Raw genomic sequence first — 22417 nt, 5'->3', positions numbered from 1 at the left:
ATGAGCTATAACCATATATTAGTTGCTGTTGATTTAACTAAATCCAGTGAAATAGTGATCAGTAAAGCCGTCTCATTAGCAAAAGACAATAATGCTAAGCTTTCATTTATTTATGTTGATTCCAGTCATTTGAGTATTCCAGGGGCGAGGCCCACCTCAACTTCAGTTATGCCTGAAGTTGATAACGGAAAAGAGAAGCAAGAACTGTGCGCATTAGCTGATCAACTTGATTATCCCGTAGAACACACACTGGTTGTAATAGGTGATTTGGAAGTGAAATTAACAACAGCAGTCAATCAATTAGGTGCGGATTTACTAGTTTGTGGACACCATCATGATTTCTGGAGTCGTTTATTATCTTCAGTAAAAAAACTTGAAAACACCGTTAACATAGACTTATTAATTGTTTATCTTGAAAAATAATAATGAGACGGTCTATGGCCTGAGCGCTAATCGATTTATCAAAGCGCAACTATGACGTGTAAAAATACAATAACCAACTTTTCCTAAGATATCTAAATAAGTGGTTAATTTGACTCAACCACTTAGCTCAACTTAAGACGCCAGACTTGCCTGTTTTTGTTGTATCGCTTGTTTCAAATATACCCCGATGACAATCGACATAACCCCCATCCGGTATATACGCTTCACCTAACCACATTTTGTATTTTTAAGCATTGGATTTTTCAACCTTAAAGTTGAAGTTAAATTTATAGATATAAGTCACACTAAAACTGCGGATTAATACTTTTACCTTCAATAGCTCACAGATTTACAATGTGGCTTACAAAAAATAGGTAGATATAAGCCCAATTGCTACAATTAAGCTAAGCATGCAGGCTCATTACTGATTACATTGCTTCGTCCAAATTAAAAATCAAATATACGACCAAGGTATTGGTTAACGCTAACTTTAATATTATTTTACGTAAGCGGAAAGGAATGAAGAGTTTATGCTAAAGGGAATTCAGAATTTATCCATTCGCAGTAAAATGATCTTAAGCACCGCGATCCCAATGCTGTTGATGATAAATATTGCTGTCGTGGTTTACATTAATATTGAAAAAACCATCGCCACCGCAAAATGGGTTGAACACACTCATGCTGTTACAGCCAAAAGCCATGAATTAGTTACACTTATGTTAGATATGGAAACGGGTGAACGAGGATATTTAATAACTGGAAAATCAGTGTTTTTAAAACCTTATTATAACGCCAAATACATGTGGATAGAGCATATTGATAATCTCAAAATATTGGTTTCAGATAACAGCTCTCAGGTAGCACGAATTATACAAATAGATCAGTTACAAAAATTATGGTTAGAACAAGCCGCTGAAGTAGAAATAGCAGCGAGGCGGCAGGTCAAGAATGAAGACTCTTTGAGTGTCGTTACACCATTAATTGAAAAAGAGACCGGGAAAAAGATAATTGATGAAATTAGAGCCATTAAAAATAGCTTTATAGAAGAAGAACAAAGCTTACTTCTTAAGCGTCAAAACAAAGCCTTAACTACTGCCACTGAGACTAAGCAATTAATTGTTATTGGCACCCTCATTTCTATTATTTTATCCACTATCATTACGCTATTAACGTCAACTAGCATACTTAGCAATCTCAAAAAACTACTCATTGGTACAAAAAAAATAACCGAAGGGGATTTTGACGTTGAGATTAAGGTGACTAGCAAGGATGAACTATTTATCTTAGCTGAATCATTCAACACTATGTCTAGCACACTAAAACAATCCATTACTAAAATGGAAAGTGCACTACAAGTCAAAGGTGAGTTTCTAGCATCAATGAGCCATGAAATTCGCACCCCGATGAATGGTGTATTAGGCATGCTTGATCTATTACTGGGTTCCAAACTAGATAAAGAACAATATTATAAAGCTTATATTGCTCAATCAAGTGCCCAATCACTACTTATAATTATTAATGATATTCTTGATTTTTCTAAAATTGAAGCTGGTAAATTAACGGTCGAAAATATTCCCTTTAATTTACGAAAAACACTCGAGGAAATAACTGAAAGTTTAGCTTTTCAAGTACATCAAAAAGAGTTGGAATTAGTTTTAGATATAGTCAGCGTCGGTAATGTGCCAATTACAGGAGACGCGCATAGACTACGACAAATCTTAACGAACCTCATTGGTAACGCAATTAAATTTACCGATGCAGGTGAAGTTATTGTTCGCGCTGCAACTGAGCCACTCGATAATGGCAACCTGCAGCTTACCTGCCATATTATTGATACGGGCATTGGCATTCCCGCTGATAAGCAAGCCTCATTATTCAAATCATTTACCCAAGCAGATTCATCTATAACTCGCCAATATGGCGGAACAGGCTTGGGCTTGACTATCAGTCAACGCTTAGCAGAGTTAATGTCAGGTAGCGTTAACATGACCAGTGAAGTTGATAAGGGCAGTTGTTTCACCCTCACTATTCCTTTTAACGTGACTAACGAGCAACCTGTCGTTGTGCCATATATAAACCTAAGTGGGTTAAATATTTTAATCGTTGATGACAATGCTACCAGCCGGAAGGTATTACGTGGACTACTAGAGGGGTGGGGAGCCGTTGTCGTTGAAGCGATTAATGGCAAGCAAGCATTGCAAATTAGCGTAGCACGACTTGAACAATTGGATGAAAATTGCTTTGATATTGCATTTTTAGATATGAAAATGCCAGACATGGATGGCGCGGAATTAGGGACGAAATTACAAAACAACAATGCCTTTTCTAAAATGAAACTGATATTGATGACTTCTATCGATGAACTAGGTGAAAGTGAGTCTTTCTCTAATGTCGGCTTTAGTGATTATTTTGTTAAACCTGTGACCACGTCAGACTTAGTTTCTACGTTAGCAAGAATTAGGGAGAATGACGCGTCATTAAAGCCAATTCAGCTGCTTGCTCCCAGCTATGATATTAAATCTGTAAAGCAAAAGAAGGCTACTGAAAAACCATATTGGCTTAATGCCCCCCGCATATTGTTAGTCGAAGATAATAAAGTTAATCAGTTGGTGGCGAAATCCATATTGGTGAAATATAACCTAACGGTGGACATTGCTAATCATGGGGAGGAAGCGCTTTCTAAATTAAGAGTGTGTCATTACGACTTAGTGTTTATGGACTGCCAAATGCCCACAATGGATGGTTTTGAAGCGAGCAACAGAATTCGTTCAGGAGACGCTGGTAAATCAAATAGTGATATCGTGATTGTTGCTATGACAGCAAGTGCGATGCTCGGTGACAAAGATAAGTGTTTTAACGTTGGTATGAGTGATTACTTAAGCAAGCCCATCGATAATCAGAAGCTAGAAGGAGTATTAACCAAGTGGTTAAAACCTGAAAATTCTGATGATGACAGTATGAATAATTACTACTGAATTAAACAAAAAAACAAAACATGCTCAGGTCAATGTGCGTTAACACGTAGATAAATGCAAGCCAGCGGGTAGTGCATTCTTACTCTTATTTTTACTAGATAAAGAAGAACTTGTCTGCTGGCTTTATTTTTGGAACAATGTTAGTTAGCGCATATCAAATATCTCTTGGTGAAAATCAGCTTGCGGTAAGCCTTGTTTAACAAAGTGTGATTTTAGTATATTGCCAAATTTTGCAGGGCCACAAAACCAAACATCGGTGCTGTTAATATTATTAATTGCAGCGGATATTTCTGTGGCTGTTAACCTACGTTGTTGGGTATTAATGATATGTACGGTGACGCCAGCTTGCTGACAACGCTCATTTAACTGTTGAATAAATGAGTCGTCGGGCATGTTGGTGGTGTAATACAAGGTAATATCCGGTTTATGTTGTTGGCTGGCTAAACAGTCCAGTTTTGATAAAAAGGGTGCAATGCCGATGCCGCCTGCGATCCAGATATGTTGTTGCTTATCACTGCTGATATTAAAGTTACCATAGGGGCCTTCTACCACTACCTTATCACCCACGGCTAAGCAGCTAGGTAAAGTATTAACGTAATCACCAATCTGTTTAATGTTAAAGCTGATATCCCCACTGCCATCCCAGTTTGAGGTGATTGAAAATGGGTGCGGGCCTTCCTTTTTATCAAATGTAACAAATGCAAATTGTCCGGCAGTATGACCCGCCCACGGGGTTGCTAGTTTGACCGTCACCGCGAGTACTTTATTATCGGTATAATGCTGCAATGTGCTGATTTGGCCATGAGCTTGTTTTGAATGACCAATTTTACCGAATAAGGCAATCAGGGCACTTATGCTGCCAACCACTAATGCCAAGCTGAGAAAAATGCCCAGCGGGGTAAACCAATCTGCCATTTTCATCAATACAATCGAATGATAAACCATGACGAGGTAAACGATGGCCATTAACTTATGACTTTTACGCGCGAGTTTATAGGTTATTTTTTTGCTCAACATGATGATAATCAAGATCACTAGCGCATAAAATGCCCACTCGCCAATGTCTTTAGCAAAATGTCGTTGCAGGTCGAAAAAATGCGCAAACCAAGACAAGGTTTCATCGTTGTTATTTTTATTTTTGATTGGCTTGATCAGCATATCTAAATCAACTAACCATTTAGGTGCTTTGATAAATAACCAATGGGTTACTGCGGCCACGAATCCGGCGATCCCCAGCCATTTATGCAATTTATAACGTTTATCGAGACCGTCGAGGAAGGAATCAGAGAATAAATGCCTAATGGCCAATAAAGTACCAAATGACATCGCTATTATCGCAATAATACCAGAGCCATAAATAATGGATTTACGCAGCGGCCAAAAGTGGAGGGGGGTTGATAACGCATGTTCCGTGCCTAACCAGAGTGCTAATGAAGCGGTTAAAATTGCGATTAAAACATAATGAATTGATTTCATATGATGACTTCTATGTTGGTAAATGCGAGGCGTAAGTTCTCCTCGGTAACGGTATGTTTTGTTGTTATGCGGCTATTAAACAACAATTAGTCTGAATACAAACTGAGGGGTTTATTCATATTCAGTACATGTTTACCGATAAAGGCCTTGTATCAATTAAAGCCAACAGATGCTAAAGGATCGAATATTTATTACCGCAGCTCTTGAGCGTCAGACCTATATTGTCTACAATAGCGCACTTTATTTACTACAGGTCACGAACATGAACGATATTAAACAGAAACCAGCTTTACCAGATCGCCTTTCAGGTAATCCACGCAGCCCACACCACAACGCTGAAGTTTTCGAACACGAAATTGGTATTATGCTTAACGGCAAAGAACGTTTCGATGTTGAAGAATATTGCATCAGTGAAGGTTGGGTAAAAGCACCATCACATAAAGCGTTGGACCGTCGTGGCCAACCACTTATGATGACTGTAAAAGGTACTGTTGAAGCGTTCTATTGTGAAGACGTATCAGTAGAAGAATAGATAATTTAGTAACGAGATCCTCGTTATTAAATTGGCGTCATAGTTAAGTCATATGGTTAAGTCGTTTTGTAATGCACTGACTATCATCGCCAAAAAAGGGCCTAAAACTGTTAATTACAGTGATAGGCCCTTTTTTTTAGCTCAAAATCAGTTAACACGTATCAAATAGTCGTTAACGCATATCAAATGCTTCTTGATGAAAATCATGCTGCGCTAAACCTGCCTTAACAAAATATGATTTTAGTACATGGCCGAATTTGGCTGGGCCACAAAACCAAACATCGGTAGTGGCGTAATTATTAATTGCAGTAGCTATTTCTGCGGCCGTCAGCATGCCACGTTGGTTGGTATCAATAATGTGTAAGATGACGCCAGCTTGTTCACAACGCTTATGTAACTGCTGAATAAAGGCCTCATCTGGCATGTTAGTGGTGTAAAAGAGCGTGATATCCGCTTGCTGTTGTTGGCTTGCTAAATTGTCCAGCTGTGATAAAAATGGCGCTATGCCGATACCGCCTGCAATCCAGATATGTTGTTGCTTGCCACTGTCGAGATTAAAATTACCATAGGGGCCTTCTACAACCACGTGGTCACCAATGGCGAGGCTGTGAGGCAAGGTATTAACGTAATCGCCAATCTGCTTGATATTAAAGCTGATCTCACCACTTTCATCCCAGCTTGAGGTAATTGAAAAGGGGTGCGGACCTTCCTTCTTATCAAATGTCACAAAGGCATATTGGCCTGCATCATGACCGGTCCACGGGGTGGTGAGTTTGATGGTCACCGCGAGCACCTTGTTATCAGTATAATGTTGCAGCGTGCTTATCTCGCCATGGGCTTGTTTCGAATGACCTATCTTACCGAGCAAGGCTATGCAGGCGCTTATGCTGCCGACGACTAATACCAACATCAGAAAAATACCTAGTGGAGTAAACCAATCAGCCATCTTCATCAATACAATCGAATGATAAACGAGTACTAGGTAAATGACAGGCATTAACTTATGACTTTGGCGTGCGAGTTTATAGGTTATTTTTTTGCTCAGCATCATCAACACCAAGATAATCAAGGCATAGAATGCCCACTCGCCAATGTCTTTAGCAAAGTGGCGCTGGTAGTCGAAAAAATTGGCAAACCAAGACAGGCTTTCACCGTTGCCGTGTTTGTTTTTGATTGGCTTGATCAGTATGTCTAAATCAACTAACCATTTTGGCGCTTTGATAAATAACCAATGCGTCACCGCGGCAACGAATCCGGTGATCCCCAGCCATTTATGCAATTTATAACGTTTATCCAGACCATCAAGGAAGGAATCAGAAAAGAAATGTCTAATGGCTAATAAGGTCGCGAACGACATCGCGATGATCGCGATAATACCTGAACCATAGATAATGGTTTTACGCAGGGGCCAAAAGTGTAGCGGCGTGGATAGCGCATGTTCAGTGCCTAACCAGAGTGCTAAGGAAGTAGTTAAAATTGCAATAAAAGCATAGTGAATAGATTTCATTGGATGACTTCTCGGTTGATAAATGCGAGGCTCTAGATCCACCTCGACAGCGGTATGTTTTGTTTCTATATGTTATTTTTATGCAGAGATTATATAATACCTATACTGAATCCAGACTGAGTGACTTATTCATATTCAGTTCATGTTTACGGACACTATAAAGATGAATAGACAGCAAGCATTACAACAGATTATAGCATTTGGCGAACAACGAGACACGGCGGTTAGCGCATTGGCTAAGTTTGGCTGGGATCCGAGCTTTGAAGTGATTAGTGTTGATAGTCAGGCGCTGATTTTAGTATTAACCAAGTATCTGTCAGGCGTGATTGATGCCGATGATTTAGAGCTTTGGGCTAACTTTATAGAATGTCGAGATGAACTGGAATACAGCGATATTGAAGGTTATATCTACGCTTTAGCAGACCCGGAACTGATGGGCGGCATTAGCCTAGCTAATATAGAAAAAATGCTAACAGTACTATGTTGATACCGACGTTGATATCGTCTGCTAGCATCTAGGTCATGGATTATTATTTATTAAAGGACGCAGATAACTGCATCCTGATTACTTATTAGGGCTAATAGCCAATCATCTTCAATAAGTTCTCTGCAGTTTCAATAGCCTCTCTACGATTAGCAATATTCAACTTCTGATACAGATTACGAATATGGGTTTTGATGGTTGTTGATGCCACGTCCAACTCTATCGAGATCTGTTCATTGCTATAACGCGAGTAAATCAAGCCAAGTACTTGCCATTCACGGTGGGTCAGTGGGCTAGTGCGTATCAGTTCTGGCACATCTTGATTATTTAATAGTTTATGTACAAACGCCTTATCAAAATAAACCGCTCGGTTGTGACGTTTTATCGACATCTCTGCGAGTAATTTTTCGGCGCGATAGCGTGCTAACTCCGCCATATTACCTTGTTTCAATAAGCGGTTAAGTAATTCAGCAATCACTTTTGAATCAATTAAGAAATCACAAATTGAGCTAGTGGTATTAGCCAAGGTCAGTGCAGTTTGTAATTTGCTTAGTGCTTGCTCTTGATCATCTGCCTGACTGTAAATGACAGCTTCTAGCGTGGCGTTTTTTTGTTGTTCAAACAGCAGTTGATGTTGGCTTGCTGCTTGTTGTAAATGCGCTAACGTCTGCAGCGCTTGGTTATAATTCTCGGTTAGCATATAAGCACGGGCGATATTACGGCCGTGACGTTGGGTAAAGTGATTACAAGCACTGTCTGCCACAGGTTTACTTTGTACTAACCATTTTTCAATCGCGGTGTTATTGTCCTTCGCTTGCCAATATAACAATTGGGAGAAGTTAGCATTGGCTATCCAATCGGCATGGTAATCAGACTGGTCGATAAGCTCACCACACAGGTCGATATAACGACCGGCTTTATCCAATTCACCACGTGAAATATGCACGCGCGCTAAGATGGCATACGATTGTAAATACTTAGATTGGCAATACTTCGGCAGTACATTTAAGCCTTTATGGGCAAACTCTTCGGCGAGGTCTAAATGATTCCAGCGCCAATAGATTTGACTGCGAATACGTTGCAAAAATTCATACAGAGGCAGCTGTTGCAGATGCTGCTTGTCAGCCAGTTGGTCTGCGCTATCGAGTAGATCAAACGCCGATTGGATATGACCTTGGGCAATTAAGATCTCACTTTGTTGTAACAGCGACCATAAGGCTTGCGGGTAAGTATGGTACTGACGCGCCATACGTTCTGCTTGTTGCATCATGGATAAGGCGCGGTCTAAATGACCGAGTACATGGTTTACTTCACCAATCACCGAGGTGGCGACAATGCGGCTACGGTAATTGCTCGGGTCTAACTGTTCTAGCGCATTTTCAGCCAGTTGCAGGGCTAACTCGGGGTTGTTCTGGTTTATCGCTACTTGCGCGCGCAGGGCATTGAATTCGCCTTGCTGGGTTATGCTAAGCTCGATATTACGCTGTGTTAATTCGATTAATGCTTGCGCCAATAAATCGCCAACTTGATCATAACTGTGTTGACTTTGGGCTAACCAAGCACGTAATAACGGCAGGCGCGGACTTTGATATAAGGTATCCGACTGTAATAGACTGATGGTGGTTTCTAAGTTCTCTAATTCACCTTGATTAAACATGTGCCAACCGTGTGCTAATAAGATCTCTGCGGTTAGGCTACTGTCTTTAGCACGTTGGGCATGGAACAGGGCTTGCTGGGGATTATCATGTTTTAACCAAGCGCGCGCGGCATCTTTATGTAACTGTTTGCTACTTTGGGCTAGCTTGGTATGACGTTGGTGTTTCAAAAAATCAGCAAACAGATTGTGGAATCGATACCAGTGCTGCTCACCTTCGAGGGAATGCAGGAATAACCCGTGTTTGTCTAATGATTCGAGTAAATTATTGGCCGCTTCATTATCAAAGAACTCAGTGATTAAACTGGTATTGAAAATGGTAAAGACTGAGCACTGCATTAAAAATACTTGTAATGGCTCATCCAATAAATCAAATACTTCTTCGGCTAAATAGTCCCACAGATGAGATTGCTTGATTTGCGATATCCACTCGGTCGATTCAGCGACACTGTGCTGTTTCTGTTTTACTTGCAGAGCTATTAATTGTAATGCCGACGGCCAGCCTTCGATTTTTTGCTGCAATGCTTGGATCTCGGCATCACTCATACTACAGCCAATACGTTGTTCAAAAAATTGTGCTACTTCTAGATCATCAAATGCTAACAGTTCGCTGTCTAGTTCAATGAGCAGATCGCGAATACGTAAGTTAGCGGTATTAAGCGGCGGTAAGGTACGACTGGTGACGACTAACGTGCAGTTCGCTGGCATGTATTTAAGGAAGAAACGTAGACCTTCATGGATCTCGTCATTGTTAATACAGTGATAATCATCGAGTACCAGATAGAACTCACTTTGATAATTAGCCAGTTCGGCAAACAGTTCACTAAACAAATTTGGTAGCGAGCTATATTGGCGACGTTCAGCCAGTGCTTGCGAATTGAGGCAGGATTGCTCGGTAACCTTGTTAATTGCTTGAATAAAATAGTTCACAAAACGAAAGGTATCGTTATCGGTTTCATCGATATTGAACCAGCCAACTTGGTTGTGGTCTTTTAGCCACTGGGCGGCCATGGTGGTTTTACCGTAACCGGCAGGTGAACGAAATAAGACTAATTTATTAAATGCAGCTTCTTGAAGATGACCTAAAATGCGGGTGCGGGTAATCGAATTGTGTAAGCGAGTTGGGCGATTTAATTTTGATGTTATCCACATAAGCTATTCTTATTTTTCCGAGTATGAAGGCGAGACAGCGTCTTACTGCTTTTCTAGTATTGTTATTACTTACTTAATAACTAAGTAATAAATAACTAAGTAATAAACAATAACTAAATAATAACTGAATAATACCTAAATATGATGTGAAAAACGGTGATAGGCCCATTGTTTGTTTCACTTTGTTACATTTAAATGACACAAAAATACCATTAAAATCCCCCAAAGCGGGGGATTAGGAGTAACGTATTATTATTTCAATAATATTTATAAGGTTATTCACATGACTTCAATGATATTCGCCAATTCTCAAGCCGCTATTCCACTGCAATCCGATCTCAGTTATGTATTAAGCAATGAACAAATAACCATGCAATTTAATGGGATCGATAACCAGATAATTGATGATCACTTTGCTGTGCTGCAGTTTCCGAATCAGTTTGAGGATGATGCCAAAATACTCGGTGATGGCTTTCAGATGCTAGCGCAAACGGGTGGCCAGCTAAATGCACCGCAAGATATTGGCCGTTGCCCCGATAATAATGCCAGTTATCGTTTATACCCCGCGCAAGCAGCGAAGCGTTTTTATAATTATTTAGTCATTGAACAAAGCCATGGGTTTACCTTATTTGGTTTTACCTCTTGTCACCGCTTTGCTGGTTATTTTGAGATCCAGCAACATCAAGCAGGCATTAATATCATGGCCTTTATTGATGGTGAGCATACTCAGACGCAAGATTGGCGTAGCCAGCAGATGGAAACGGTTACTGTTATTAAAGGCACTGTATTAGCAGATGTTTATGCCGATTATAGCGCTAAGATCCAGCTGCAACATCCGCGTCGCGCAGGGGTAACTGTCGATGCGCCAGTTGGTTGGTGTTCTTGGTATGCTTATTATGCACAGGTGACTGAACAGCATATTTTAGATAATGTCGATGTCATGTGTGATGGCCAATCTGAGCTGGAATGGGTGCTGCTTGATGATGGTTATCAGGCTTTTATGGGCGATTGGTTAACACCATCAGATAAATTCCCTCACGGCATTAAAAGCTTATTACAATCGATTAAAGCCAAGGGCAAGAAACCGGCGATTTGGTTAGCGCCGTTTATTGCTCAAGCAGAGTCTGAGGTATTTAAACAGCATCCAGATTGGTTTATTCGCCATGCTAATGGTGACTTGCTAAAAGCGGAAGACATTACTTATGGCGGCTGGCGTTGCACACCTTGGTATATTCTTGATACCTCTAATGTTGCAGTGCAAACGCATTTAACCGCAGTTGTTCGCACCATGCAACAAGAGTGGGGCGTAGAATTATTCAAGCTAGATGCAAATTACTGGGGCAGCTTACGCGGTCAGCGATTGCAGAAAGGTATCACTGGTGTTGAGGCGTATCGTTTAGGCATGCAGGCGATTATTGATGGTGCGGGTGATGCGTTGATTCTTGGTTGCAATGCGCCAATGTGGCCGTCGCTCGGGTTAGTCGATGCAATGCGGATATCAGATGATGTTGAACGTCGACCTGAACGCTTTGAACAAATTGCCAAAGAGACGTTTAATCGCAGTTGGCAGCATCGCCAATTATGGCAAATAGATCCTGACTGCATCACCTTAACGTCATTAATAGACCAAGGTACTGAGCAAGCTAACTATGAATTCCATCGTGATGTTATTTTGGCGGCTGGTGGACTCACCTTATCCGGCGACCCATTACCGGCATTAACGGGATTTGCCAAACATACTTGGACTAAGCTACTGACTCGTCAGCGACTTAGCCAAGAATCTGCACAGTTCCAATCGTTAGCCAATAGCCATAGTATTTTAAAATTAGCCCATCAGTATCAACTGCACTGTTTGTTTAATTATGCCGATAGTGAGGCGGTTGCACATACCTTAATTGCCGATTTTCCGGCGATGTGGCGAGATTTATGGACCGGCGAGGCGCTGCATCCGGTACCCACGCATACATTGACGTTAACGTTGGCAGCTGGACTACACAGCCGCGCTATTGTGATGACGGCTGTTTCATAACCATTTTTATGTTAATACCTTAAGGTCGTGCATCTTTAATCTTGGTCGCTTGTTTAATTATCTGCTGTTTAGACAAGCGAGTCGTGATTCATGTTGGCGAATAACGCGACTTAAATCACTGAAATGCCCCCATCCTCCCCCATAAACTGCGAGCTTTATCACGCCGTCCCGCAGGCAGCCTAGAAGTCGACACATCTACGCCCAAACTCCTCCTCCTTGAATTTGTAGGCGTGGGAGGATGTTGGACTTTACGCATTCAGGCAAGATTCATCTCATTGAAAATTTATCTAATTTTAACTTTTAACTTTATATGTAAGTTTAACTTTATATTTAATTGAAACTTTGAAACTTTGAAACTTTGAACCTGCAGCATTGCATTAGGATGTAAGATGAAATCGACAGTAAACAAAAGCTTTGATAAAACAGCATTCCAAGCCGCCGTTAATAAATACTTAACGACGAAATTAGTCACAGTACCAGCGCAAGCAGATGCCCATACGTGGCGCTTAGCGATGGAGTATGCACTGGCAGAAACAACCACGATGAACTTGTTGGCTACCGAACAAGATCCGAAAATCAAAAATGCTCGTAGCGTAAACTACCTATCATTAGAATTTTTAATCGGTCGCCTGACTGGTAATAACCTTATCAGCATGGGCTTGTATGAACAAGTAACCGCTGCGATGGCTGAGTTCGGCCAAAACCTCACCGATTTATTAGAAGAAGAACGCGATCCAGCATTAGGTAATGGTGGTTTAGGGCGTTTAGCCGCTTGTTTTATGGATTCACTGGCTGCCGAGGAATATCCTGCGGTAGGTTATGGCTTACATTATGAATATGGCCTGTTTAAGCAAAGCTTTAATGACGGACGTCAACAAGAAGCACCCGATGTATGGCGCGATGAAACGGGTTATCCTTGGGAAGTTATTCGCCCTGAGTTAGCGCAAAAAGTCGGTTTTTATGGTCATGTCGAAGAGTACACAGATAATGATCGCATCAGTCATCGCCGCTGGGTACCGGGTTTACAAGTAGAAGGTATGGCGTGGGATCTACCGATTGTTGGTTATAATAATAACTCTGTGTATCCACTGCGTTTATGGGAATGTCGCGCGCCTGCACCGTTTAATCTTGACCGTTTTGACCAAGGTAACTATGTTGAAGCGCAAGCTAGCCATATTCAAGCCGGTAACCTAACCAAAGTATTATACCCAAATGATAATCACGATAAAGGTAAAGAACTGCGCTTAATGCAGCAGTACTTCCATTGTGCTTGTTCAGTCGCTGATATTTTACGTCGCCATAAAGCGGCAGGTCATTCAATCACGGATTTAGCTAAGTTAGAGTCTATTCAACTTAACGATACCCACCCGACGATCGCTATTCCTGAGTTATTACGCATCTTACTTGATGAACATAAATTAAGTTGGGATGACGCTTGGGCGATCAGCTCAAAAACCTTTGCTTATACTAATCATACCTTGTTACCTGAAGCGCTAGAGACTTGGGGTGAAAACTTGATGATGACGTTATTACCACGTCACATGGAGATCATCTTTGATATTAATTTACGTCTAATGGGCGCAGTAGCAGACAAGTGGCCAAATGATTTAGATAAATTACGTAAGCTGTCAATTATTCAAGAAGGTAGTGAGCGTCGTGTACGCATGGCTAACTTATGTGTTGCTAGTACCTATGCCGTAAACGGTGTGGCGGCAATGCACTCAGAGCTAGTGAAGCGTGATTTATTCCCAGAGTTTAATGAACTCTTCCCTGGTCGATTACACAATGTCACCAATGGTGTTACACCACGTCGCTGGTTGAAGTTCTGTAACCCATTACTGTCAGATTTAATTAGCAGTAAAATTGGCAACGGTTGGATCAAAGATCTCGACCAGTTAAAAAAATTAGAAAAATTTGCCGATGATAGTCAATTCCAAGCTGATTTTATGCAAGTTAAGAAAGCCAATAAACAGCGTTTAGCGGATTGGGTTGCTGAGCACATGGATATAACCCTTAACCCTGATGCTATTTTTGATGTACAGATTAAACGCCTGCATGAATATAAACGACAGCATCTTAATTTATTACATATTTTGTCGCTGTATCACCGTCTCATTAACGATGCTGATTTCAAAATGCAGCCTCGAGTGTTTATTTTTGCTTCAAAAGCGGCGCCAGGATATGAGCTAGCTAAAGAAATTATCTTTGCAATTAACAAGGTAGCAGAAAAGATTAACAACGATCCACGAATCGGTGATACCTTAAAAGTAGTATTTATGCCTGATTATCGTGTCAGTCTTGCAGAGATCATTATCCCTGCTGCGGACGTGTCTGAACAGATCTCAACAGCGGGTAAAGAAGCCTCTGGTACCGGTAATATGAAGATGGCTCTGAATGGTGCGTTGACGGTTGGCACGATGGATGGTGCTAACGTTGAGATCCGTGAAGAAGTCGGTGACGACAACATCTTTATCTTTGGTCTTAACGTTGATGAAGTGCAAGCACTACAGGCACAAGGTTATAACGCCAATGACTATTATAATTCAGACCGATTACTGCGCGCATCGTTAGATTTATTACAAGGTGATGAATTTACCCCGGGTCAACCTGGCTTATTGAATGCCACACGTCATAGCTTATTAGAAGGCGGCGACCCGTATCTGGTATTAGCTGACTTTGCCGATTATGTGCAAGCGCAAACACGTATTGATAAGCAATATTGTGACCAGCAAGGCTGGGCAAAAATGGCGATTTTAAATACAGCACGCAATGGTAAGTTCAGCTCTGATCGTAGTATTCGTGATTATGCTAACAACATTTGGCAATTAAACGCGGTTAGCCGTTAAGTATTCATGGAGGATAGAATGGAACAAAGTAATGTGCTGAAACAAGTTGCTGAACAGGCGGGTATAGCAGATAGCTATACCAACGCTTGGGGTAACAATGAATTAGTTTCTGATGAAACGCTAACCAGCTTATTAGCAGCGCTAGGTTATGACACCGAATCTGAACAAACACTACTGGCGTCGGCTGATAAAAAACACCAAATGCCAATTTTAGCGGCGGTAAAAGTCGTTAAAAAAGGTGAACCCATTCATATTGAGCTGAATTTGGGACTGAGCGCTAGAGTCAGTGACTTTAGCTGGCAGCTAACCACCGAACAAGGTGACGTTGTTGAAGGTTATTTACAATCGCAAATTGTCACCGATGCGCGTGACAAAGGCGGGGTACTGACCTTTTCTCTACCGGGTGATTTAGCTTTGGGTTATCACCAATTACAGGTATTACGCCGTCGTCGTAAATCGCCTTATGAAATGACCCTTATCATTGCGCCTAAAGCTTGTTATAAACAACCTGCGATTGAACAAGGCAATAAGTCTTGGGGCCCAAGTATTCAGTTGTATACCCTGAAAACCGATCATAACTGGGGTATCGGTGACTTTGGTGATTTGAAACAACTGGTGGCTGATATTGCTGCCCGTGGTGGTGATTTTGTTGGTTTGAACCCAATTCATTCTTTATTCCCAGCCAATCCAGAAGGCGCTAGCCCGTACAGCCCATCATCGCGTCGCTGGTTAAATCTGTTATACATAGATGTATCTGCAGTACCTGAATTTGCCTTGTGCGCTGCTGCGCAACAGCGTGTTGGTAGTAATGAATTTCAACAAGGTTTACATGCCGTTCGTGCCACAGAATGGGTGGATTACAGCGAAGTATCACGCTTGAAAATGAGTGTGTTACCGCTGCTATTTACGGAGTTCCAACAACGTCACTTAGCGACGAATAGCACTCGTGCGCAAGCGTTCACTGCGTTTGTAGCCAAAGGTGGCGAAAGCTTATTGCATCAAGCAACCTTCGATGCACTGCATCAACAGCTACACGATAAAGATGATAGCGTGTGGGGTTGGCAAGTTTTCCCTGCTGAATTACGTGATATTAACAGTGATGCAGTACAAGCGTTTATTAAACAAAATCAGCCTGCTATTCAACGTTATATGTACTTGCAGTGGATTGCTGATGAACAGATCGGCGATGTACAGAAGTTTGCTTTAGAGCAAGGCATGAACATGGGACTTTACCGCGATCTTGCTGTCGGTGTTGCCGATAGTGGCGCTGAAGTGTGGGCTGATGACGGTACTTTATGTCAAGACGTGAGTATTGGCGCGCCGCCCGATGTATTAGGGCCTTTAGGGCAAAACTGGGGCTTACCACCGTTGAATCCAGCGCAGTTAAAAGCCACTGCTTATGATGCCTTTATTCAACTATTACGTGCCAACATGCAGCATTGTGGTGCGCTGCGTATCGATCATGTATTAGGTTTATTACGTCTGTGGTGGATACCGAAAGGTGAAAAAGCCACATCTGGCGCTTACATGTATTATCCAGTGCAAGATATGCTAGCTATTCTGGCGCTAGAAAGTCAACGTCATCAGTGCGCTGTGATTGGTGAGGACCTTGGCACTGTGCCTGACGAGATCGTTAGCTTGTTAAGTGAAGCGGGTATTCATTCTTACAAAGTATTCTTTTTTGAAACTGCCGAAGATGGCGGTTATTTTTCACCAGCACATTACCAAGCGCAATCAATGGCAACCTTGTGTACGCATGACATGCCAACATTACGCGGTTTCTGGCATTGCGAAGATCTTAAATTAGGTCAAACCATCGGCCTTTATCCAGATCAATCTCAGTTAAATGGGCTGTTTGATGATCGCAGTAAGTCGAAACAAGAAATACTTAATAGTGTATCTTGGCACGGTAAATTAGCTGAATCCGTTGGCCGCAATGCCGACTATGTGCCTATGGACCAAGCATTGAGTAACAGCTTACAATTACATTTAGCAGCAGGTTCAAGTAGCTTGTTGAGTTTACAGCTTGAAGACTGGCTAGCAATGGATAAGCCTGTTAACGTACCTGGGACGGTTGATGAATACCCGAACTGGCGTCGTAAACTATCAGCTACATTGGATGATATGTTTAGCTGCCCGAATGTTAATTATTTAGCGGCAGAGTTGACAGCTGCCCGCGCCAAAGCCAGCGTATGAGCTAATGAACAGGGTTAATTTGTGGTAAATTAACCCTGTATTAGTTTAAATTACTTACTATATCAGTTTAATTAAACAAGGAGTCTGGTTTGCCAGCCTCCTTGTTTTGCTTTAATGAGAAGAAGGATATTTCAATGCAGGCAACTTCAAAAGCAGCGCACACTGTTGTAGCAAATCGCGTCGTGGCACAGGCTAATGTGGCCGTGATCCACAATCTTGAGAAATACCCAGATTTAATGCCAAGCATGGATACTTTGCATACCCCAAAACTCATGCACAAAGAGATGGGGGCGCAGTGTGTTAGCTTTATGCATGACGGCTTGCGTGTATCTGGTGTACGCTTTTTAGTGTTTGCACCGCATGCCAGTAAAGTCAGTGTGGTCGGTGATTTTAACGACTGGAATACCAACGATCATGCCTTGCGCCAATTAGATGCGGGCTTGTGGGGCGTATTCATTGCTGATTTACAGGTTGGCGAGCGTTATAAGTTTGCTATCGTTGATCATGCTGGAAAAAGCTTACCCCATAAAGCTGATCCATGGGGGGCACATGCAGAGCAGTATCCGTCGTTTGCTTCCTTGGTATATCAGCAAGATAGCTATCAATGGCAAGATGACGTCTGGCAGCAACGCCCAGTAACAGCTAAGCATGAACAAGCTTTGTCATTTTATGAACTGCATGTTGGTTCTTGGCAGCGTAATGAACAGGGTGAGTTTTTAACTTATCGCCAGTTGGCGGAAAAACTTATCCCGTACTTACAAAAAATGCATTACACCCATGTCGAATTGATGCCGATCTCAGAGCACCCGTTTTACGGTTCGTGGGGTTATCAACCGATTGGCATGTTTGCGCCGACCAGTCGCTTTGGCAGTCCGGATGATTTTAAATTCTTTGTCGATCAGTGTCACCAAGCCGGTATTGGTGTGATCATCGATTGGGTACCAGCGCATTTTCCTGAAGATGACCATGGTTTAGCTAATTTTGATGGCACGCCATTATTTAATGATCCAGATCCGAAACGCGGTTGGCATCAAGACTGGCACAGTTATATTTATGATTGTGGCCGTGACCATGTACAACGATTCTTAGTATCGAATAGCTTGTATTGGTTAGAGCAATTTCATGTTGATGGTATTCGCGTTGATGCTGTGGCGTCGATGTTGTATCTGGATTATTCGCGTAATGATGGCGAGTGGATCCCGAACTGCGATGGCGGTAATCATAACTACGATACCATCAAGGTATTAAAGTGGATGAACGAAGAAGTGTATACCCATTTTCCTAATGCCATGACGATCGCAGAAGAGTCGACGGCATATCCTGGTGTATCGAAACCGACTTTCTTAGGCGGTTTAGGCTTTGGTTTTAAATGGAACATGGGTTGGATGCACGATAGCTTGAGCTATATGCAAGAAGAGCCGATTAACCGTAAGTACCATCACGATACCATCACGTTCCCGCTAGTTTATGCGTTTAGTGAAAACTATGTACTGGCTTTGTCGCATGATGAAGTGGTGTACGGTAAAGGTTCGTTGTTGGGTAAAATGCCGGGTGATGAATGGCAGAAGTTTGCTAATTTACGTGCCTATACCGGTTATATGTATGGCCAACCAGGTAAAAAACTCAACTTTATGGGCGCTGAATTAGGTCAGTTAGCGGAGTGGAACCATGATGCTCAGCTAGATTGGGGGGTGCTCGCTAATCCCAATAATGCCGGTATTCAGCATTTAACGGCAGATTTGAATCAGCTGTATCAGACGCAAACGGCGTTGCATCAATTGGATTGCGATCCTGCTGGTTTTGAATGGCGCTTGCAGGATAATAAATCTGAAAGTGTACTCGCCCATGAACGTATTAGTGACAATGGTGAGCGTATCTTAGTGATCAGCAACTTCACCCCAATACCAAGAGATAATTTCCGTCTTGGTGTGCCGAATTCTGGTCGCTATGAGTTGTTATTAAATACCGATGCTGGCTGTTACGCGGGTAGTAATTATCCGCTGGTGAGCAGTACAGATAGTGAGAAAGTGCAGAGTCAGGGACTTAGCGATTCAGTACGATTAACCCTACCGCCACTGGCGACCGTGTTTTATCGTTGGTATCCTGCTAAGTCGTAAACGGCTGAATCAGCATAATTGAATAAACCAGCCTAGTGCTGGTTTTTTTATGGATCAACAACAGATTTTGGCGTTATTTATATCCGCAATCATGCTATTTTTTGGCTGTACTCGTCAGCTTTACAATACTTTAAAATACACGCCTGTTCTTTCGTTATAATATAGTTTATAAACACCCCTTAATCTACGGAGTAAGTTCGCGCGAGAATACTTAAATAATAACGGGTTGACCATGGCTGAATCGATTGGTTTTTACGGCGATTAAAGGTGCTTTTTCGAACTTACAGCATCATTAAAACAGCATTTATACGCGAGTCGGTATAAATGCGACGGAGAAACATCATGATTGACTATATATCAGTTTTTATCTTTTTATTTGCAGTGATCGACCCTATTGGGACCGTACCTGTTTTTCTGGCGGTTACTGCTCGACACAGTGAACGCGAGAAAAGAAAAATAGCCCTTATTGCCACACTCGCCGCGGCGGGTATTTTAATTTTCTTTGTGGTGGTCGGTGAAATTATTCTGACCGCGATGAATATACCGCTGTCAGCATTTCAAATTGCTGGTGGTATCATTCTGTTCTTGTTTGCCTTATCGATGATCTTTGGTGAGAGCAAGCCGGAACAAGAAGTAAAGTTGGCAACCAATGTCAGCGAAACGGCGATATTCCCGTTAGCGATCCCGTCAATCGCTAGCCCAGGTGCGATGCTGGCGGCAGTATTGCTGACCGAAAATGCCAAATATTCTATTTTTGAGCAGTTGCAAGTGACTGGTACATTATTGGTGGTTTTATTGATCGCGCTGATCTTAATGCTGGGAGCAAGTCGTATCCATCGGGTGATTGGCAATAGTGGCGCTAGTGTGATTAGCCGCGTTATGGGGTTAATTTTGGCTTCAGTCGCAACGGCGAATACCCTTGAAGGGATTAAAATGTATTTCGCGTTATAAGTGAGCTGTACCACTAAGAATAGGTGTCGGGAAATCGGCACCTATTTACATACTGTCTTTAACGTCAAAATTATATACTGTCTTTACCCCCAAAAAATAATTATCCGCTCAATCATCCAGAACATCGTGATACCACCAACCGCGTAGGCTATCGGCTTCTCTAACCAAGTTAATCCGTCCACTGGAGGGGCTATAGCGCCTTGCGGCTTTTGCCAATAAGGTAAGTGTTGCATTGCTTTTAGCAACGAGGTCACAATCCAAACTATTGCCATCAGCACGCTCACAAAGGCTATTTGACCAATCTCAACACCGACATTAAATGCCAGCAGCGCAGCTGGTATCTCTGCTTGTGGTAGGCCTATATCACCCAGCGCCGCAGCAAAACCAAAACCGTGCAATAAGCCAAACGTAGCCGATACCAGGATCGGATAACGCCAGGTTAAAGTGTCACGCTGCGGCTGTGCTATTTCTCTGGCCAGAAACACGATTGACAGCGCTATCACAGCTTCAACCGGTGGTACCGGAACCTGTATTAATGCCAGCGCGGCTAATGTCAGAGTGATGGAGTGGGCAATACTAAAGCCAGTAATGGTGATTAATATACGTCGCCATGAACCAGCGATAAAAATAAGGCAAGCCACAAACAATAGATGGTCTATGCCTTGCCAGATATGTTCAGCACCGAACACTAAATAGGTTTTAGCTACGTCCCAGCGATGTGGCGCACTGGTTACCACAAATGCTGGCATGGCAGGCGTTAAGCGCAATACGTCGGTGGAACTATCAAGTCGGTGGATGCGCACGAGTACTTCGCTGGATATTGCGGTTAATCCAGCGATGGTAATGGTTGTCCCTGCCAGTCCGCCGTGGCGACTAATGATAGATCGTTCAATGAACGCGCCTGCAACAATTGTGCGGCTGATCGGCTTGATGATTTTTATATCATTGGTAAACACCACCTGCAGCGGCAATTTTTTATCCAAGCCACGGGTTGGTACTTTCCACAGCACTGCGTAATCTTCGGCACTGCGTTGTTGCAACTCAAGATAAGCGGGGCGATATTCATCGGCATAGGCCGTTGCGACCGAAAGCAGTAATAACACGACACTGCAAAGGTATTGTTTCATAACGATAGCTTACTCATGTAAAGCTGTATCGAGCTCTGGATATCACTATTAACATCACTATCAGTGCTTACATAATTGGGTACTGTCACCTTATAATTTTTACGTAAACGCTCATAAACAGCTTTGTTAGCCTGTTGACGTTGCAGCCTTTTCCAGTCACGCACGACCTGTTTACGTACGGTATTAAGATTGGCTGGCTTGCCATCAATGCGCTCATCGATACGCACCAAGTGCCAACCAAAACCGGATGTTATCGGTCCCTGCCAACTGCCAGTAGGCATCTTACGTAGAGACTGCAAAAACGGCTCCCCTAATGCGCGTTCAACCTCGGTTTCCGGGATCCGCTCAAATTGATGACTGAGCATTAATGGATCGCCCAATGTGTCGGCATTAGTATCGGCATTACTATCGTTGCTGTTGAGTATGGCTAATAGTTTAAGCGCTTCACTTTGTGCGTTTTCATCGTGGTTGCTGGCGTTAATATAAACCTGACGAAAGCTAAAACGTGATGGCTGGCGATAGCTTTCTTGATGCGCAGCCAGATAGGTGAGTAGTTGCTGTTCTTCGGGTTCGTCCGCTGTGGCTATATCTTCGGATAAGAACTGCAACTTCTGCACCAAACGCCGTTTAATAATTGTATCGTCACGATCTAACCCGAGCGCTAATGCCTCTCGATAAAGCACTTCTTCACGCACATAATGTTGGATCAAGCCCTCTAGTTCTCGCTCCGTTGGTAAACGTTGCCAGCGTTTTTCAAAACCCAATGTCAGTACTTGGATATGACCCTCGGTGACGACTATCTCAGCATCTGCGGTTAACGGATCATCCGCCACCTGCTGAAATAGCACGAATATCGCCGCACCAATCAATAGAAATACTAACAAGGGTTCTTTAAATACTTGCTTCATTATACTGGTTACCGTCCTATCGTCTGTATGGCATACGTGT

The 22417-nt window shown here is 42.4% G+C and carries 14 protein-coding genes; 9 read left to right on the top strand and 5 right to left on the bottom strand.

The window, feature by feature from the left end:
• Together CXF93_RS00260 and CXF93_RS00250 are read left to right on the top strand one after the other, a co-directional pair.
• Window positions 1–423, top strand: coding sequence for a universal stress protein (locus CXF93_RS00260; RefSeq protein WP_101060246.1), 423 nt, complete (start codon window positions 1–3; stop codon window positions 421–423).
• Between the two features lie 602 nt (window positions 424–1025).
• On the top strand, window positions 1026–3398 hold the full coding sequence (locus CXF93_RS00250; RefSeq protein ID WP_198551550.1) for a response regulator: 2373 nt from the start codon (window positions 1026–1028) through the stop codon (window positions 3396–3398).
• A gap of 144 nt (window positions 3399–3542) precedes the next feature.
• Here CXF93_RS00250 and CXF93_RS00245 read toward each other — a convergent pair whose 3' ends face one another.
• Window positions 3543–4874, bottom strand: a complete 1332-nt coding sequence (locus tag CXF93_RS00245; protein WP_101060242.1) for a ferric reductase-like transmembrane domain-containing protein — start codon at window positions 4872–4874, stop codon at window positions 3543–3545.
• A 262-nt stretch (window positions 4875–5136) separates the two neighbouring features.
• Here CXF93_RS00245 and CXF93_RS00240 point away from each other — a divergent pair, with 262 nt between their 5' ends.
• Window positions 5137–5406 carry a DUF3297 family protein gene (locus CXF93_RS00240; protein WP_101060240.1) on the top strand — a complete coding sequence of 90 codons (270 nt, stop codon included), beginning with the start codon at window positions 5137–5139 and terminating at the stop codon, window positions 5404–5406.
• A gap of 172 nt (window positions 5407–5578) precedes the next feature.
• On the opposite strand, the gene CXF93_RS00235 is transcribed toward CXF93_RS00240, so the two are convergent.
• On the bottom strand, window positions 5579–6913 hold the full coding sequence (locus CXF93_RS00235; protein WP_101060238.1) for a ferric reductase-like transmembrane domain-containing protein: 1335 nt from the start codon (window positions 6911–6913) through the stop codon (window positions 5579–5581).
• Between the two features lie 163 nt (window positions 6914–7076).
• Here CXF93_RS00235 and CXF93_RS00230 point away from each other — a divergent pair, with 163 nt between their 5' ends.
• Entirely contained in the window at window positions 7077–7400 is a 324-nt protein-coding gene (locus CXF93_RS00230) for a hypothetical protein (RefSeq protein WP_101060236.1), read from the top strand.
• 91 nt (window positions 7401–7491) lie between these two features.
• Here CXF93_RS00230 and malT read toward each other — a convergent pair whose 3' ends face one another.
• Window positions 7492–10203, bottom strand: coding sequence for an HTH-type transcriptional regulator MalT (gene malT, locus CXF93_RS00225; protein ID WP_101060234.1), 2712 nt, complete (start codon window positions 10201–10203; stop codon window positions 7492–7494).
• Between the two features lie 283 nt (window positions 10204–10486).
• Between malT and CXF93_RS00220 the strand changes: the two genes are divergently transcribed.
• From CXF93_RS00220 to CXF93_RS00200, 5 genes are all read left to right on the top strand, one after another.
• Complete coding sequence (locus CXF93_RS00220; RefSeq protein ID WP_101060232.1) at window positions 10487–12232, top strand: glycoside hydrolase family 36 protein; 1746 nt, start codon at window positions 10487–10489, stop codon at window positions 12230–12232.
• Between the two features lie 389 nt (window positions 12233–12621).
• Window positions 12622–15078: a glycogen/starch/alpha-glucan phosphorylase gene (locus CXF93_RS00215; RefSeq protein ID WP_101060230.1), complete on the top strand. Its 2457-nt coding sequence runs from the start codon at window positions 12622–12624 to the stop codon at window positions 15076–15078.
• Between the two features lie 18 nt (window positions 15079–15096).
• Window positions 15097–17274 carry a 4-alpha-glucanotransferase gene (gene malQ, locus CXF93_RS00210; RefSeq protein WP_101060228.1) on the top strand — a complete coding sequence of 726 codons (2178 nt, stop codon included), beginning with the start codon at window positions 15097–15099 and terminating at the stop codon, window positions 17272–17274.
• Between the two features lie 134 nt (window positions 17275–17408).
• Window positions 17409–19391 carry a 1,4-alpha-glucan branching protein GlgB gene (gene glgB, locus CXF93_RS00205; protein WP_198551549.1) on the top strand — a complete coding sequence of 661 codons (1983 nt, stop codon included), beginning with the start codon at window positions 17409–17411 and terminating at the stop codon, window positions 19389–19391.
• A 342-nt stretch (window positions 19392–19733) separates the two neighbouring features.
• The gene (locus CXF93_RS00200; RefSeq protein WP_101060226.1) at window positions 19734–20342 is read left to right on the top strand and encodes a MarC family protein; all 609 of its coding nucleotides are present in this window, start codon (window positions 19734–19736) and stop codon (window positions 20340–20342) included.
• A gap of 83 nt (window positions 20343–20425) precedes the next feature.
• Here the strand turns inward: CXF93_RS00200 and CXF93_RS00195 are convergent, their stop codons facing one another.
• Window positions 20426–21469 carry a HupE/UreJ family protein gene (locus CXF93_RS00195; RefSeq protein WP_101060224.1) on the bottom strand — a complete coding sequence of 348 codons (1044 nt, stop codon included), beginning with the start codon at window positions 21467–21469 and terminating at the stop codon, window positions 20426–20428.
• Window positions 21466–22377: a peptidyl-prolyl cis-trans isomerase gene (locus tag CXF93_RS00190; protein WP_101060221.1), complete on the bottom strand. Its 912-nt coding sequence runs from the start codon at window positions 22375–22377 to the stop codon at window positions 21466–21468. The genes CXF93_RS00195 and CXF93_RS00190 overlap by 4 nt, the downstream gene beginning before the upstream one ends.
• Window positions 22378–22417: the final 40 nt, after the last annotated feature.

Source organism: Moritella sp. Urea-trap-13 (genome assembly GCF_002836355.1).
In the GTDB taxonomy this organism is placed as follows: domain Bacteria; phylum Pseudomonadota; class Gammaproteobacteria; order Enterobacterales; family Moritellaceae; genus Moritella.
Note: the sequence above shows the minus strand (reverse complement) of the source record. Positions and strands in the feature narration are given on the sequence as shown.